This window comes from Bacillus atrophaeus (assembly GCF_039519175.1).
Taxonomy (GTDB): domain Bacteria; phylum Bacillota; class Bacilli; order Bacillales; family Bacillaceae; genus Bacillus; species Bacillus atrophaeus.
This window is the reverse complement of record NZ_CP154443.1, coordinates 1-14805: the sequence shown is the minus strand read 5'-3', so window position 1 is coordinate 14805 and position 14805 is coordinate 1. Positions and strand designations below refer to the sequence as shown.

The following is a 14805-nucleotide window of genomic DNA, read 5'->3' as shown; positions in this document are numbered from 1 at the left end:
CACAGCATGAGCAAAAAAATTTTAGTTGTGGATGATGAAGAATCTATCGTTACTCTTTTGCAGTATAATTTGGAGCGGTCGGGCTACGAGGTTGTCACCGCATCAGACGGTGAAGAAGCTTTAAAACAGGCGGAGGCAGAAAAACCTGACTTAATTGTGCTTGATCTCATGCTTCCTAAATTGGATGGGATCGAAGTGTGTAAGCAGTTGAGACAGCAAAAGCTGATGTTTCCTATTTTAATGCTGACGGCTAAAGATGAAGAGTTTGATAAAGTGCTCGGTCTTGAACTTGGCGCTGATGATTATATGACCAAGCCATTCAGCCCGAGAGAAGTAAATGCCAGGGTAAAGGCGATTTTAAGGCGTTCTGAAATAGCTTCTCCCTCATTTGACGGGCAGAATGACGTCAAGGACGGCCAGTTGATCATCGGTGATCTTAAAATTCTCCCGGACCATTACGAAGCTTATTTTAAGTCAAACCAGCTTGAGCTGACACCGAAAGAATTTGAACTGCTTCTCTATCTCGGAAAACATAAGGGCAGAGTTTTAACTAGAGATTTGCTGCTCAGCGCTGTGTGGAATTACGATTTTGCCGGAGATACCCGGATTGTTGATGTGCATATCAGCCACCTTCGCGACAAAATCGAAACAAATACAAAAAAACCCATCTATATCAAAACGATCAGAGGATTGGGGTATAAACTGGAGGAGCCTAAAATGAATGAATAATTACCGTGTGCGTCTTTTTGCTGTACTCGCCGTATTCATTATCTTGGTGTTTAGTGTACTCGGTCTTTTTTTACAACAGCTTTTCGAATCGGCTAATGAAGAAAAAGCAGCTGGCCAAATGGAAAAGGAAGCCAAATACATGGCTTCTCTCCTTAATGCCGGAGATTTGACAGCTAAAGAGAACGAGAAAGTAATTAAAGAAGCAGGCAGCGCGCTTGATGTAAGCGCGGCGGTGGTGAATGAAGAAGGGCGCGTGTTATACAGTTCAGGCAAAAACACGAATGTTTCTTCTGTGATTACCCATCTCCATGCAGACAAAGGAACTTTGGTTAAATCTGACGATGCTTCCAGACTTTATTACGGGCTGCCGCTGACAAACGCCGATAATAAAACGGGTTATGTTTTGCTGTCGTCCCGGGCGGAAAGCAGCTCAGGCATCAGCGGGGAAATGTGGGGCATGCTGGCAGCCAGTCTGTGTACCGCTTTTATTGTTATTGTATTCTTTTATACCAGCATGACCTCCCGTTATAAAAAATCCATTGAAGCAGCGACTGGAATGGCGACAGAGCTGTCTAAGGGAAATTACGATGCCCGCACATTCGGCGGATACATAAGCCGCTCCGATAAGCTCGGACGCGCGATGAACAGCCTCGCGTTCAATCTGATGGAGATGACAAGAACACAAGAAATGCAGCGCGACCGCCTTTTGACTGTCATTGAAAATATCGGATCAGGCTTGATACTGATTGACGGCAGAGGATTTATAAATCTTGTAAACAGGGCGTATGCGAAGCAGTTCCATACCCAGCCAAACCACTTGCTCCGCCGCCTTTACCACGATGCATTTGAACATGAGGAAATCATACAGCTTGTCGAAGAAATCTTCATGACTGAAACAAAAAAATGCAAACTGTTCAGGCTTCCGATCAATATTGAAAGACGTTATTTTGAAGTGGACGGCGTTCCGATCATGGGGCCTGATGATGAATGGAAGGGAATCGTTCTTGTTTTTCATGACATGACGGAGACAAAAAAACTTGAGCAAATGAGAAAAGATTTCGTTGCCAATGTCTCACATGAATTGAAAACGCCGATTACGTCAATCAAAGGCTTTACAGAAACATTATTGGACGGAGCATTGGACGACAGGGAAGCTCTTTTAGAATTCCTCTCTATTATTTTAAAGGAGAGTGAGAGGCTTCAATCATTGGTGCAAGATTTGCTGGATCTGTCCAAAATTGAACAGCAAAACTTCACGCTCAGTGTTGAGACGTTTGATGCGGCGAAAATGCTTGGTGAGATTGAAACGCTCCTTCAGCATAAGGCATCAGAAAAAGATATTCGATTTGAACTGAACATTCCGAAAGATCCTCTCTATGTTCAAGGAGATGTATACAGGCTGAAGCAGGTTTTTCTTAATCTGGCAAACAATGCGCTGACCTACACGCCTGAGCATGGAACGGTCACCATTTCTGCAAAATTGGCAGAAGAGGATATTCAGATAGAAGTCGCAGATACGGGAATCGGGATTGAAAAAGAAGAAATTCCCCGAATCTTCGAGCGCTTTTATCGCGTTGATAAAGACAGAAGCAGGAATTCAGGAGGCACCGGCCTCGGGCTTGCGATCGTCAAGCACTTGATAGAAGCCCATGAAGGCAAAATAGAAGTAAAAAGCGAACAGGGGCAGGGAACGATTTTTATCGTGGTACTGAAACGGGCGCTCAATTAGCTTGGGCAATCTTTACAAAGTGTTAACAATATCTTCATGCACTGTTAAACCTATGCTGTTAGGATGTAGTAGAACCCCTTCATCCAAGGAGCCAATTTGACGGCGGGAACCTATATGTGTTCCCGTCCTTTTTTATGTCTACTCCCCAGGTTCGCTCATTTTCCTTTCAAATTGAACTTTGTTAAAATAAGAGAAGCAAAAGACTATCAAATTGAGATGAAAGGGAGCTTGCGCTTCTTAGGAGGATATATGAATGACGGAACGAAAAAAGTTAGTGCTTGTAGACGGAAACAGCCTTGCATACAGAGCATTTTTTGCCTTGCCGCTGTTAAGTAATGATAAAGGAATTCACACAAATGCGGTATACGGCTTCACGATGATTTTAATGAAAATGCTGGAGGACGAAAAGCCGACACATATGCTTGTAGCCTTTGACGCGGGTAAAACCACGTTCCGCCACAGCACATTTAAGGAATATAAAGGCGGCAGACAAAAGACACCGCCGGAGCTGTCGGAGCAAATGCCGTTTATTCGCGAGCTGCTTGACGCTTATCAAATCAGCCGCTATGAACTTGAGCAGTATGAAGCGGATGATATTATCGGCACGCTTGCTAAGTCTGCTGAAAAAGACGGATTTGAAGTGAAGATATTTTCAGGAGATAAAGATTTGACACAGCTTGCGACAGAGCATACAACCGTCGCTATTACGAGAAAAGGAATTACGGATGTCGAATTTTATACACCTCAGCATGTAGAAGAAAAATACGGGCTTACTCCTGAACAAATCATTGATATGAAAGGCTTGATGGGTGATTCCTCAGATAACATTCCGGGTGTGCCGGGAGTTGGAGAGAAAACAGCCATTAAACTTTTGAAGCAATTCCATTCCGTTGAGAAACTGCTCGAATCCATCGGCGAAGTGAGTGGCAAAAAACTGAAGGAGAAGCTTGAGGAATTTAAAGATCAGGCCGTTATGAGCAAGGAACTGGCGACGATCATGACCGATGCGCCAATTGACATTTCACTTGCTGAACTGGATTATGACGGCTTTAATCGGGAACAGGTCATTTCTATTTTTAAAGATCTTGGTTTTAATACGCTGCTTGAAAGGCTCGGAGAAGAGAGCGGAGAAGCTGAACAGCAGCAGGAGTTTGAAGATGTTGATATTCATAAGGTCGAAGAAGTGACAAGCGGCATGCTCGTTTCACCGTCTGCATTTGTTGTGGAACAAATTGGCGACAATTACCACGAAGCACCGATTCTTGGTTTTTCTCTCGTCAATGAAACGGGACATTATTATATCCCTAAAGAAATTGCCGTGAAGTCAGAGATATTTAAAAAGTGGGCGGAAGACGAATCTCAGAAGAAATGGGTATTTGACAGCAAACGTTCGGTAGTCGCATTGCGCTGGCAGGGCATTGAACTGAAAGGAGCAGAATTTGACGCGCTTCTTGCGGCGTATATCATCAACCCGGCAAATACGTATGATGACGTCGCCAGCGTTGCCAAGGATTATGGCTTACACATTGTATCAAGCGATGAAGCCGTTTACGGAAAAGGGGCAAAACGCGCGGTTCCCGATGAAAATGAGCTTGCCATGCATCTTGTCAGAAAGGCTGCGGCAGTAGACAGCCTTCGTGAAAAGCTTCTCCAGGAGCTTGAAAACAACGATCAGCTTGAGCTGTATGAAGAACTTGAATTGCCGCTTGCATTGATTCTTGGAGAAATGGAGTCAATCGGTGTAAAAGTGGACGTGGGCCGGCTCGAGCGAATGGGAGAAGAACTTGGCGCAAGGCTGAAGGAGTATGAAGAAAAAATCCATGAAATTGCGGGAGAGCCGTTTAATATTAATTCTCCGAAACAGCTTGGCGTCATTTTATTTGAAAAACTCGGGCTTCCGGTTGTGAAAAAAACAAAAACCGGCTATTCAACCTCTGCTGACGTGCTTGAAAAGCTTGCGGACCAGCATGACATCGTGTCCTATATTTTACAGTACAGACAAATCGGAAAGCTCCAATCCACGTACATTGAAGGGCTTTTAAAGGTCATCAGAAAAGACTCGCATAAGGTGCATACACGCTTTAATCAAGCTTTAACGCAAACAGGGCGGCTCAGCTCCACCGATCCGAACCTGCAAAACATTCCGATTCGGCTGGAAGAAGGCCGCAAAATCCGTCAGGCTTTTGTCCCGTCTGAGAAAGACTGGCTGATATTTGCCGCTGATTATTCCCAGATTGAGCTAAGAGTGCTGGCCCACATCTCAAAGGATGAAAATTTAATCGAAGCCTTTACAAATGATATGGATGTCCATACAAAAACGGCGATGGATGTGTTCCACGTGGCCCAAGATGAAGTGACACCCGCAATGAGACGGCAGGCAAAAGCAGTGAACTTCGGCATTGTCTACGGCATCAGTGATTACGGGCTGTCCCAAAATCTCGGCATTACACGCAAAGAGGCCGCGGCATTTATTGAGCGCTATCTGGAAAGCTTTAAAGGCGTAAAAGTATACATGGAGGAATCAGTTCAGGAAGCGAAGCAAAAGGGCTATGTGACGACGCTTATGCAGCGCCGCCGCTACATCCCTGAGCTGACAAGCCGAAATTTCAATCTCAGAAGCTTTGCTGAACGGACGGCGATGAACACGCCGATTCAAGGAAGCGCCGCGGATATTATTAAAAAAGCAATGATTGATATGGCAGCTAAGCTGAAAGAAAAACAGCTGAAGGCAAAGCTCTTGCTTCAAGTGCACGATGAATTGATTTTTGAAGCGCCGAAAGAAGAAATCAAATTGCTTGAAAAGCTTGTGCCGGAAGTGATGGAACATGCTCTTAACTTAGATGTTCCGCTGAAAGTAGACTTCGCATCAGGCCCATCTTGGTACGATGCAAAATAAACAAATAGATAAAGGAAGTGATGGATGTGCCGGAATTACCAGAGGTTGAAACAGTCCGGCGCACTCTGACCGGGCTTGTGAGAGGAAAAACGATCAAATCGGTAGAAATCAGATGGCCGAATATTATTAAAAGGCCTGCCGAACCGGAGGAATTTGCGCGAAACTTAATAGGGGAAACCATCCAATCCATCGGGAGACGAGGAAAGTTTTTACTTTTTCATCTGGATCACTTTGTGATGGTTTCGCATTTGCGAATGGAAGGAAAATACGGGCTGCACCAGGCGGAGGACCCGGACGATAAGCATGTTCATGTTGTATTTACGATGACTGACGGCACCCAGTTGCGCTACCGCGACGTCCGGAAATTCGGAACGATGCATTTATTTCATCCGGGTGAGGAAATGAGAGAGCTGCCGCTTTCTCAGCTTGGCCCTGAACCGGATGACAAAGAATTTACAGACGCGTATTTGAAAGAACGGCTGATGAAAACAAACCGCGCCGTGAAAACCGCGCTGCTTGACCAGAAGGCGGTTGTCGGTCTCGGAAACATTTATGTAGATGAAGCGCTTTTTAGAGCGGGCATTCACCCGGAGACCAAAGCGAACCAATTATCAGCAAAAAAAATCAAAAAGCTCCATGAGGAAATTAAGAACACGCTTCAAGAAGCCATTGATGCGGGAGGAAGCACCGTTCGTTCTTATATAAATTCCCAAGGTGAAATCGGAATGTTTCAGCTCCGCCATTTTGTTTATGGAAAAAAAGACAAACCATGCAAAACGTGCGGTACCATGATATCTAAAATCGTCGTCGGGGGAAGAGGCACACACTTTTGTGCCAAATGCCAGAAACAATAAAGGTTAACTGTTCAAGCTGGCGGTGTGAATGATCAAAGTCTTTTAGGAAAGAAAACTCTTGTTTGTATAACACGAATGTTTCATCTTTCCCATATATATAAAGAGCCCATGTAATAAATGCTGGGGTTTAAAAAAGACTCTGATTATCGCGCACCAACAGAAAGGGAGAAACGGATATGCAAATGGTTTCTTTGCTGCTAGTGGCATTGGCAGTCAGCTTGGACAGTTTTTCGGTCGGATTTACGTACGGTTTGCGAAAAATGAAGATCCCGTTGAAAGCCATTATCGTGATTGCCTGCTGTTCAGGCGCTGTCATGTTTTTGTCTATGTTGATCGGGGGCTTTCTCACAAAGTTTTTCCCCGTGTATGTGACAGAAAAACTCGGCGGACTGATTTTAGTCGGAATCGGCGCATGGGTCTTATACCAATTTTTCAGGCCGACAAAAGAACAGGATTACTTATTGCACGAAAAAACTTTACTTAATCTAGAGGTTAAGTCATTGGGGATTGTGATCCACATTTTAAGGAAACCGACAAGCGCTGATATCGACAGGTCCGGTACCATTAACGGAATAGAAGCGCTCCTGCTCGGCTTTGCCTTGTCGATTGACGCTTTCGGAGCGGGGATCGGCGCTGCAATTCTTGGATTTTCCCCTATCACCTTGAGCTTTGCTGTTGCAATCATGAGCTCGCTGTTTGTATCAATAGGTATATATGCAGGCCATGTGTTATCAAAATGGAGCTGGATTGATAAAATGGCGTTTTTGCCGGGGCTCTTGCTTATCACGATCGGGCTGTGGAAACTGTAAAAAAGGAGTGGCGTTCTTGACCTTAGTCATTGGTTTAACGGGAGGCATCGCAAGCGGCAAAAGTACGGTTGCCAATATGCTGAAGAATAAAGGAATCACTGTTATAGACGCGGATATCATTGCAAAACAAGCGGTTGAAAAAGGGATGCCGGCCTACCGGCAAATCATTGACGCTTTTGGTGAAGACATCCTGCTGGATAATGGTGACATAGACCGAAGAAAGCTTGGGGCCATTATATTTAATAATGAAGAAAAACGCCTTACATTAAACGGAATTGTGCATCCCGCTGTAAGAGCGGAAATGATTAGCAAACGGGATTTGGGAGTATCAAATAACGAGCCGTTCGTCGTATTAGACATTCCCTTGCTGTTTGAAAGCAAGCTGGAGCATTTGGTAGACAAGGTGCTGGTCGTAAGTGTACCAGAAGCGCTTCAGCTCAAAAGGCTGAAAGAGCGAAATCAGCTAACAGAGGAAGAAGCCTTGAGCCGGATTAACTCACAAATGCCGTTAGCAGATAAAATCAAACGTGCCGACAAGATCATTGATAACAGCGGCAGTTTAGAGCAAACAAAACGCCGGCTCGATGACATCATCTCTGGCTGGTCATAAAGAAACACCGTTCATCTTTTCTGAACGGTGTTTCTTTTTTTATATTAGAAATCAAAATTGTCTGGGTCCGGACCGACTCGTTCATTTTGATTCAGCTCATCAATTCGTTTCATATCCTCATTTGTTAATTCAAAATCAAACACGTTTGCGTTTTCTGAAATCCGGTGTGCTTTTGTTGACTTGGGAATGGTGATGACACCGTTTTGCAGATCCCAGCGCAAAATGATTTGTGCAACAGATTTGTTATATTGATGTGCAATTTCTTTCAGCACGGGGTGATCCAGCAATTGGCCCTGCATTAAAGGAGACCATGCTTCAAGCTGAATTCCGTGAGTCAGGCAAAATGCCTGCAGTTCTTTTTGGGTTAACCGCGGATGGTACTCCACCTGGTTGACCATCGGTTTGATTTCAGCATCTTTCATCAATTCTTCCAGATGATGAATTTGGAAATTGCTTACTCCGATCGCTTTAATCCGTCCTTCTTTATAAAGGGTTTCAAGCGCTCTCCATGCATCTTTATATTTCCCTTCTACGGGCCAGTGAATCAAGTATAAATCTAGATAGTCTAATCCGAGTTTTATTAAGCTTTCTTCAAATGCTGAGATGGCTGATTCATATCCTAAATCCGCGTTCCAGATCTTTGATGTGACGAATAAGTCCTCTCTTGAGATCCCGGCTTCTTTGAGCCCTTCACGTATTCCTTTTCCGACGCCTTCTTCATTTCCGTAAATCGCGGCTGTATCAATGCTGCGGTAGCCATGGGAAATGGCTGTTTTGACGGCATTCACTAACTCTGAACCTTCCTCAACTTTAAAAACTCCGATGCCAAACCAAGGCATTTTCACTCCGTTATGAAGTTTTGCTGTATCCTGTAAATGTGTTGCCATTATTGATTTCCTCCTTAATTTGCTACATGTATTTGATAGTTAAAAATAATCCGGTCTAAAAAGAAGCGTATCACCTACTTTCAAAGATAGTTATTGTACTGTTTTTCTTTGGTCGTGTTTTTCGAGAAGGCGGCTGTATCCTGTCAGCCCCACCGCTCCTAAAACCATCAATGATCCGATCCATGCCGTATGAATAAGTCCAATCGAATCTGTGATCACTCCGCCTAAATATGAACCAATCGCAATGCCTGCGTTAAAAGCAGCAATATTAATGGCAGACGCCACATCGACGGCGCTTGGTACGAAACGCTCGGCCAGCATGACTACATATACTTGGAGCCCAGGCACATTCATAAAAGCCAAAAATCCCATAAAGATAATGGTCAGGAGGCCCGCTATTTTAAAAGGAGCCGTAAATGTTAAAACCAAAAGCACAATAGCTTGCACAATAAACATATAAAATAGAGCAGTAATCGGGTTCCGGTTAGACAGTTTTCCGCCAATCATGTTGCCTATTGCAATGGCAATGCCATAAATAAGCAAAATAAAAGCTACAGTGCCTTCCTTAAAGCCAGTTACCTCCTGAAGCAATGGGGATAAATAAGTAAAGACAACAAAGGTTCCTCCATATCCTAATGCTGTAATGATAAATAAAAGCAGCAAGCGTCCATTGGTCACCAGCTTGATTTGGTCGCGAAACGTTGTACGGGTTCCTTTACGCAAATCCGATGGAATAAGGATGCCGTTTGTGACAAGAGCAATAACGCCGACTGCAATAATGACAATAAATGCAAGTCTCCAGCCGAATTGCTGTCCGATAAATGTCCCGAAAGGAACCCCGGTAACGGTTGCAACGGTAAGTCCTGTGAACATAATCGAAATCGCACTCGCTCTTTTATGTGCAGGTACAAGATCCGCTGCGATCGTGGAGCCGATTGACATAAATACACCGTGTGAAAATGCCGAAATCACCCGAGCGGCCAGTAAAACTCCAATACTCGTTGCGCTGGCCGCCATTGTATTGCCGGCAATAAAAATCAACATGATCCAAATTAATAAAGTTTTCCGCGGCATTCTGGATGTCAAGGATGTCAGAATCGGCGCGCCGAATGTGACCCCTAAAGCATAGAGGGAAACGGTCAAACCGGCTGTCGTGACAGGGATGTGTAAATCATCCGCGATCAGCGGCAAAAGGCCAACGCTGATAAATTCTGTTGTTCCGATGGCAAATGCACTCACGGCTAACGCCAAAAGCGCGAGTGTGCTGCGTTTTTTATTTAAAGTCATTTTCCTCTCCTCCTATTAGGTGCTGTATGATTGAAATTCTGCCGAGCAAGCTATATAAATAATGAGAGTTTGTTCAATATCGAGCGGCAAATGTTATTATGAGAGATATACGCATTAAAGAAAAGTACGTACTTAAAAGTGCTATAGGTACTTTTTTGTTCCTATAGAAGAGGAGGATGAATTGAATATGCAGAAAAAAAAATACAATATTTCAGTAGAAGCGACACTGGAAGTGATAGGAGGGAAATGGAAATGTGTAATCCTTTGCCATCTCACACATGGCAAAAAACGAACAAGTGAATTAAAACGACTTATGCCGGATATTACGCAGAAAATGCTGACTCAGCAGCTGCGCGAGTTAGAATCGGACGGAGTGATCAACCGGATCGTATACAATCAAGTTCCTCCTAAAGTCGAATATGAACTGAGTGATTATGGGAGAAGTCTGGAAAGTATTTTAGATTCTCTTTGTGCGTGGGGAGCAAAACATATCACAAAAGTATATGGCGATACCTTTTCTGTTTTAGAAGAGAGCGTATTGAATGATAAATTAAAACAGGAACTTTAAAAAATACCGGAACATCAAAAAAGGAGCAGAATCTTATGTCTGCTCTTTTTTTGATGCCATGTCCGGTCTGATTTTTAAGCGGATTCACAATAAAAATTAATTTAGGATGCAAAAAAGCCCACTGTACATCATAAATTATCATGACAATCGTTGATTTTTATCAAGATGTACTGGCAAAAAAGCTTTAATGTGTTATACTAATTTCAGATAACAACAAATTAGAATGACATAATTGATGAGGGGTGACCTTATGAAGGTGAAAGTAGCAATTAACGGGTTTGGACGCATCGGAAGAATGGTATTCAGAAAAGCAATGTTAGATGATCAAATTCAAGTGGTGGCAATTAATGCGAGTTACTCCGCAGAAACGCTGGCCCATTTAATAAAGTATGACACGACTCACGGACGGTACGAAAAAGAAGTAATAGCTGCGGAAAACAGTCTTATTGTGAATGGCAAAAAAGTGCTTTTATTAAACAGCAGAGACCCGCACAAGCTTCCTTGGAAAGAATATGATATCGATATCGTGGTAGAGGCAACAGGGAAGTTTAATGCAAAAGAAAAGGCGATGAGCCACATAGAAGCCGGCGCAAAAAAAGTCATTTTAACTGCTCCGGGAAAAAATGAAGACGTTACCATTGTGATGGGCGTTAATGAGGATCAATTCGATGCAGAGGAGCATGTCATCATCTCCAATGCCTCATGTACAACGAATTGCCTGGCTCCTGTTGTCAAAGTGCTTGATGACGAGTTCGGCATCGAGAGCGGTTTAATGACAACCGTCCATGCATATACGAATGACCAAAAAAATATTGATAACCCGCATAAGGATTTGCGCCGTGCCAGAGCTTGCGGAGAATCCATCATTCCGACGACCACGGGCGCTGCCAAGGCGCTGTCATTAGTGATGCCGCACCTGAAAGGAAAGCTGCACGGGCTCGCTTTGCGTGTGCCGGTTCCGAATGTGTCATTAGTTGATCTTGTTGTCGATCTAAAAACAGATGTAACGGCTGAAGAAGTGAATGAAGCTTTCAGGCAGGCAGCAAGAAGTTCAATGTACGGTGTGCTTGATTATTCAGATGAACCGCTTGTTTCCTCTGATTATAATACAAATTCACATTCTGCGGTCATTGACGGACTGACGACGATGGTGATGGAGGACCGTAAAGTAAAGGTTCTCGCGTGGTATGATAATGAATGGGGCTATTCCTGCAGGGTTGTCGATCTCATCCGCCATGTTGCCGCGAGAATGAAACACCCTTCAGCTGTATAAAATAAAGTCATGGGCACTCATTAACAAAAACCCTTACCTGCAATTTTGAAAAAACTCGCCTTGCAAAATAGACTTAAACGAAGTATACTATTTTTCGTGAACTTCTTGCTCGAGACTGTTTCGGGATTACTTAAAGGGTTAGGACCTCTCCGGACTAACTTTCCCCCGTGGTAAATAGCCGACCCAGTTGTTGGAATTTCACTTTTTAATTCTTGTTAAGGGGGGTCCATGACTATGGAAACAATGGGGCGTCACGTTATCTCCGAGCTATGGGGATGCGATTTTGATAAGCTGAATGACATGGATTTTATTGAAAAAACGTTTGTAAATGCTGCTTTAAAATCAGGAGCTGAGGTGCGCGAGGTTGCATTTCACAAATTTGCACCGCAGGGCGTAAGCGGAGTCGTTATTATTTCTGAATCACATTTAACGATTCACAGTTTTCCTGAGCACGGATATGCGAGCATTGATGTTTATACTTGTGGAGACTTAGATCCTAATGTCGCTGCTGACTACATTGCAGAGGCATTGCATGCTGATACAAGAGAAAACATTGAAATACCAAGAGGAATGGGACCTGTTCAAATTAAACAGGCTCAAGCCAAAGTATTATAATTTTAAACACGTACACAAAGGGAGCTGGAGTTAAAAAGCCATTACGCGCTTTTTAGCTTACGCTCCTTTTATATTTGTAAAGCAAATAATGGCAGTCAGCTTTTTCTTTTTCCGTTTTTTTTGTAAAATAAGAAAGGGAATAATCATTGATAGCAAGGCGGGTGTCCGAACCAGCCCGCACAAACGGCTCTCCCGACAGATTGGGCAATCGTCATCATCTATTACGACATTTTAGCCGGAAGCTGCCGAACAGACATCATAGCAACGAAATAGATGGGAGCTGATTATATTGAAATGTCCTTCATGCCAGCATAACGGCACGCGCGTTCTTGACTCGCGGCCTGTGGACGATGGAAAATCAATTCGCAGAAGGCGGGAGTGTGAATCTTGCCATTACCGTTTTACAACTTTTGAAAAGGTAGAAGAGATTCCGCTTATCGTCGTGAAAAAAGAGGGCTTACGCGAAGAATTCAGCCGGGAAAAAATGCTGCGCGGTTTAATTAAAGCCTGTGAAAAAAGACCGGTTCCTTTGAAAATCCTTGAAGATATGTGCTTTGATATTGAAAAAGAACTGAGAAACCAAGGCGTCTCTGAAGTGAAAAGCGAACTTGTCGGGGAAATGGTGATGGACAGGCTGGCTAAGGTTGATGAAGTCGCCTATGTCCGATTCGCGTCTGTATACCGCCAGTTTAAAGACATTAATGTATTTATTGATGAATTAAAAGATTTAATAAAGAAAGAGCGCTAAGAGCTAAAAGGAATCTTCTAGCTCTTTTCTCATGAGCAAATTTGGCATTTGATAGATATGAGAAACGGTGTAAAATGAGAAGTAGAAACAATTCGGAAGGTTTGAGAATGTATGGCTGACTATTGGAAAGATGTATTGCCTGTAGACCCTTATATGGTGAAAAGCCGTTCCATGCTGCAGGACATTGACAGACAAATCATTACACAACTGTATCAGCCCTTAATCGGCCCTTTTGCATATTCTCTATATATGACATTGTGGGGAGAGCTTGAACAAAACCGTCTGTGGGGAACCGAATCCACTCACAGGCAGCTGATGGGGATTACGCAGTCGAATTTAAAGAAAATCCATCAAGAGCAAGGGAAACTTGAAGGGATCGGATTATTAAAGGTATACGTAAAAGAGGCTGATCAAGAGCGGATGTTTATATATGAGCTGCTTCCTCCCCTCAGGCCGGATGAGTTTTTTGAAGATGGAATGCTGAACGTTTTTTTATATAACAGAGTCGGCAAAACGACGTATCAGCAATTGAAACAATTTTTCGCTCATCCGTCTGTCCCAGAGGAGGCGAAGGAGATTACACGCCCGTTCAACCATGCGTTTGAAGCCTTGCAGCCGAGTGAATGGAAGCTTTCGGCCGACATGGCGGAAACGATGGAGCTTCCTCAAGGCGAGGAATATACATCTGTCGGACAAGCGCCCTCTTATACCGTAACAGAGGACGTGTTTGATTTTGACCTGTTTTTAGCAGGGCTTTCAGAAACAATGATCCCTCGGAAATCCATCACAAAGCTGGTGCGTGAATCTATTAAGAAGCTGTCATATCTTTATGGAATTGATCCTTTGCAGATGCAAAATGTTGTCATGAGCGCCATTAATGAACAGGATGTCATTACAACCGAAGCCTTGAGAAAAGCGGCGAGCGATTGGTATCAGATTGAGCGGAACGGACAGCTGCCGGACTTGATCGACAAGACACAGCCGGTGCGCCTGCGTGAAGGCGAAAAACAGGCAGAACAGGACTCATTGGACGGCACGCTCATTGCACAGCTTGAAATGATTTCTCCGAGAAAGCTTCTTCAAGATATCGGGGACGGGACAGAGCCGTCTAAAGCTGATTTGAAAATTATTGAAGATATAATGTTCGAACAGAAACTTGAGCCAGGTGTAACAAATGTTTTAATTTATTATGTTATGCTCAAAACTGATATGAAGCTGTCAAAAAATTATATCCAGAAAATCGCTTCACACTGGGCCCGTAAAAAAGTGAAAACAGTTAGAGAAGCGATGAAACTTGCAATAGAAGAGCATCGCCAGTATTTAGAATGGGCAGACGGAAAAGCAAATCAGCCATCTAACAGAAACAAGAAAGTTATACGCGAAGAAAAGCTCCCTGACTGGCTGAAAGACAAAACAGAGAAGCCGAAATCTGCTGATGGACAACAGCAGTTAAGCCAAAATGATCTGGAAGAACAAAAGAAGAAAATGATGGAAGAAATGAAGAAACTCAAAAAATACTCTGCCTATTAGAGACAGAGAAGCGGGGTGAATTGATACATGGAACCAATCAGCCGTTCCCTGCAAGGAGTAACAGGCAGACCGGATTTCCAGAAGCGCCTGGAACAAATGAAAGAAAAAGTAATGAAGGACCAAGACGTACAAGCTTTTTTAAAAGAGCATGGCGATATCAGTCAAAGCATGATTGAACGCAGCTTAAATAAGCTTTATGAATATGCTCAGCAAAGCAAAAATTGCGCTTATTGTTCAGAGGATGAAAATTGCAACAATCTTTTAGAAGGA

Annotated in this window: 13 protein-coding genes and 1 pseudogene; 12 read left to right on the top strand and 2 right to left on the bottom strand. The window is 43.4% G+C overall.

What is annotated here, in order from left to right; translation table 11 throughout:
* The first annotated feature begins 6 nt into the window (after positions 1-6).
* The 6 genes from AAHT65_RS00180 (at position 7) to coaE (ending at position 7627) form a co-directional block, all read left to right on the top strand.
* Positions 7-729 carry a response regulator transcription factor gene (locus AAHT65_RS00180; protein WP_088117737.1) on the top strand — a complete coding sequence of 241 codons (723 nt, stop codon included), beginning with the start codon at positions 7-9 and terminating at the stop codon, positions 727-729.
* On the top strand, positions 722-2458 hold the full coding sequence (pnpS, locus tag AAHT65_RS00175) for a two-component system histidine kinase PnpS (RefSeq protein ID WP_088117736.1): 1737 nt from the start codon (positions 722-724) through the stop codon (positions 2456-2458). The genes AAHT65_RS00180 and pnpS overlap by 8 nt, the downstream gene beginning before the upstream one ends.
* 253 nt (positions 2459-2711) lie before the next feature.
* A complete protein-coding gene (polA, locus tag AAHT65_RS00170; protein WP_088117735.1) occupies positions 2712-5354 on the top strand; it encodes a DNA polymerase I in 2643 nt (880 codons plus the stop codon).
* A 26-nt stretch (positions 5355-5380) separates the two neighbouring features.
* Complete coding sequence (gene mutM, locus AAHT65_RS00165) at positions 5381-6208, top strand: DNA-formamidopyrimidine glycosylase (protein WP_003325117.1); 828 nt, start codon at positions 5381-5383, stop codon at positions 6206-6208.
* Positions 6209-6384: 176 nt separating this feature from the next.
* Positions 6385-7017 carry a sporulation membrane protein YtaF gene (gene ytaF, locus AAHT65_RS00160; RefSeq protein WP_003325118.1) on the top strand — a complete coding sequence of 211 codons (633 nt, stop codon included), beginning with the start codon at positions 6385-6387 and terminating at the stop codon, positions 7015-7017.
* 16 nt (positions 7018-7033) lie between these two features.
* Positions 7034-7627, top strand: a complete 594-nt coding sequence (coaE, locus tag AAHT65_RS00155) for a dephospho-CoA kinase (protein WP_343310802.1) — start codon at positions 7034-7036, stop codon at positions 7625-7627.
* A gap of 44 nt (positions 7628-7671) precedes the next feature.
* Here the strand turns inward: coaE and AAHT65_RS00150 are convergent, their stop codons facing one another.
* Both AAHT65_RS00150 and AAHT65_RS00145 read right to left on the bottom strand, forming a co-directional pair.
* Complete coding sequence (locus AAHT65_RS00150) at positions 7672-8514, bottom strand: aldo/keto reductase (RefSeq protein WP_343310801.1); 843 nt, start codon at positions 8512-8514, stop codon at positions 7672-7674.
* Between the two features lie 90 nt (positions 8515-8604).
* Positions 8605-9801, bottom strand: a complete 1197-nt coding sequence (locus AAHT65_RS00145) for an MFS transporter (protein ID WP_010789460.1) — start codon at positions 9799-9801, stop codon at positions 8605-8607.
* Positions 9802-9988: 187 nt separating this feature from the next.
* Between AAHT65_RS00145 and AAHT65_RS00140 the strand changes: the two genes are divergently transcribed.
* The 6 genes and pseudogenes from AAHT65_RS00140 to AAHT65_RS00115 form a co-directional block, all read left to right on the top strand.
* Positions 9989-10369, top strand: a complete 381-nt coding sequence (locus tag AAHT65_RS00140) for a winged helix-turn-helix transcriptional regulator (RefSeq protein ID WP_013390619.1) — start codon at positions 9989-9991, stop codon at positions 10367-10369.
* A 250-nt stretch (positions 10370-10619) separates the two neighbouring features.
* Positions 10620-11642 carry a glyceraldehyde-3-phosphate dehydrogenase gene (locus AAHT65_RS00135; RefSeq protein ID WP_003325124.1) on the top strand — a complete coding sequence of 341 codons (1023 nt, stop codon included), beginning with the start codon at positions 10620-10622 and terminating at the stop codon, positions 11640-11642.
* A 234-nt stretch (positions 11643-11876) separates the two neighbouring features.
* Positions 11877-12257: an adenosylmethionine decarboxylase gene (speD, locus tag AAHT65_RS00130; RefSeq protein WP_003223584.1), complete on the top strand. Its 381-nt coding sequence runs from the start codon at positions 11877-11879 to the stop codon at positions 12255-12257.
* Between the two features lie 289 nt (positions 12258-12546).
* A complete protein-coding gene (gene nrdR / locus AAHT65_RS00125; RefSeq protein WP_088117730.1) occupies positions 12547-13005 on the top strand; it encodes a transcriptional regulator NrdR in 459 nt (152 codons plus the stop codon).
* Positions 13006-13116: 111 nt separating this feature from the next.
* Positions 13117-14535 (top strand): replication initiation and membrane attachment family protein, encoded by a 1419-nt coding sequence (locus AAHT65_RS00120; protein WP_268481622.1) that lies wholly within the window; start codon positions 13117-13119, stop codon positions 14533-14535.
* Between the two features lie 27 nt (positions 14536-14562).
* Positions 14563-14805: pseudogene (locus AAHT65_RS00115) on the top strand (primosomal protein DnaI); the annotation flags it as partial.

Excerpts from the sequence above, each read along its gene's own strand:
- ytaF (WP_003325118.1), top strand. The coding sequence starts at position 6,385 with ATGCAAATGGTTTCTTTGCTGCTAGTGGCATTGGCAGTCAGCTTGGAC.
- AAHT65_RS00135 (WP_003325124.1), top strand. The coding sequence starts at position 10,620 with ATGAAGGTGAAAGTAGCAATTAACGGGTTTGGACGCATCGGAAGAATG.
- speD (WP_003223584.1), top strand. The coding sequence starts at position 11,877 with ATGGAAACAATGGGGCGTCACGTTATCTCCGAGCTATGGGGATGCGAT.
- polA (WP_088117735.1), top strand. The coding sequence starts at position 2,712 with ATGACGGAACGAAAAAAGTTAGTGCTTGTAGACGGAAACAGCCTTGCA.
- AAHT65_RS00150 (WP_343310801.1), bottom strand. The coding sequence starts at position 8,514 with ATGGCAACACATTTACAGGATACAGCAAAACTTCATAACGGAGTGAAA.
- AAHT65_RS00120 (WP_268481622.1), top strand. The coding sequence starts at position 13,117 with ATGGCTGACTATTGGAAAGATGTATTGCCTGTAGACCCTTATATGGTG.
- AAHT65_RS00140 (WP_013390619.1), top strand. The coding sequence starts at position 9,989 with ATGCAGAAAAAAAAATACAATATTTCAGTAGAAGCGACACTGGAAGTG.
- AAHT65_RS00180 (WP_088117737.1), top strand. The coding sequence starts at position 7 with ATGAGCAAAAAAATTTTAGTTGTGGATGATGAAGAATCTATCGTTACT.
- AAHT65_RS00145 (WP_010789460.1), bottom strand. The coding sequence starts at position 9,801 with ATGACTTTAAATAAAAAACGCAGCACACTCGCGCTTTTGGCGTTAGCC.
- pnpS (WP_088117736.1), top strand. The coding sequence starts at position 722 with ATGAATAATTACCGTGTGCGTCTTTTTGCTGTACTCGCCGTATTCATT.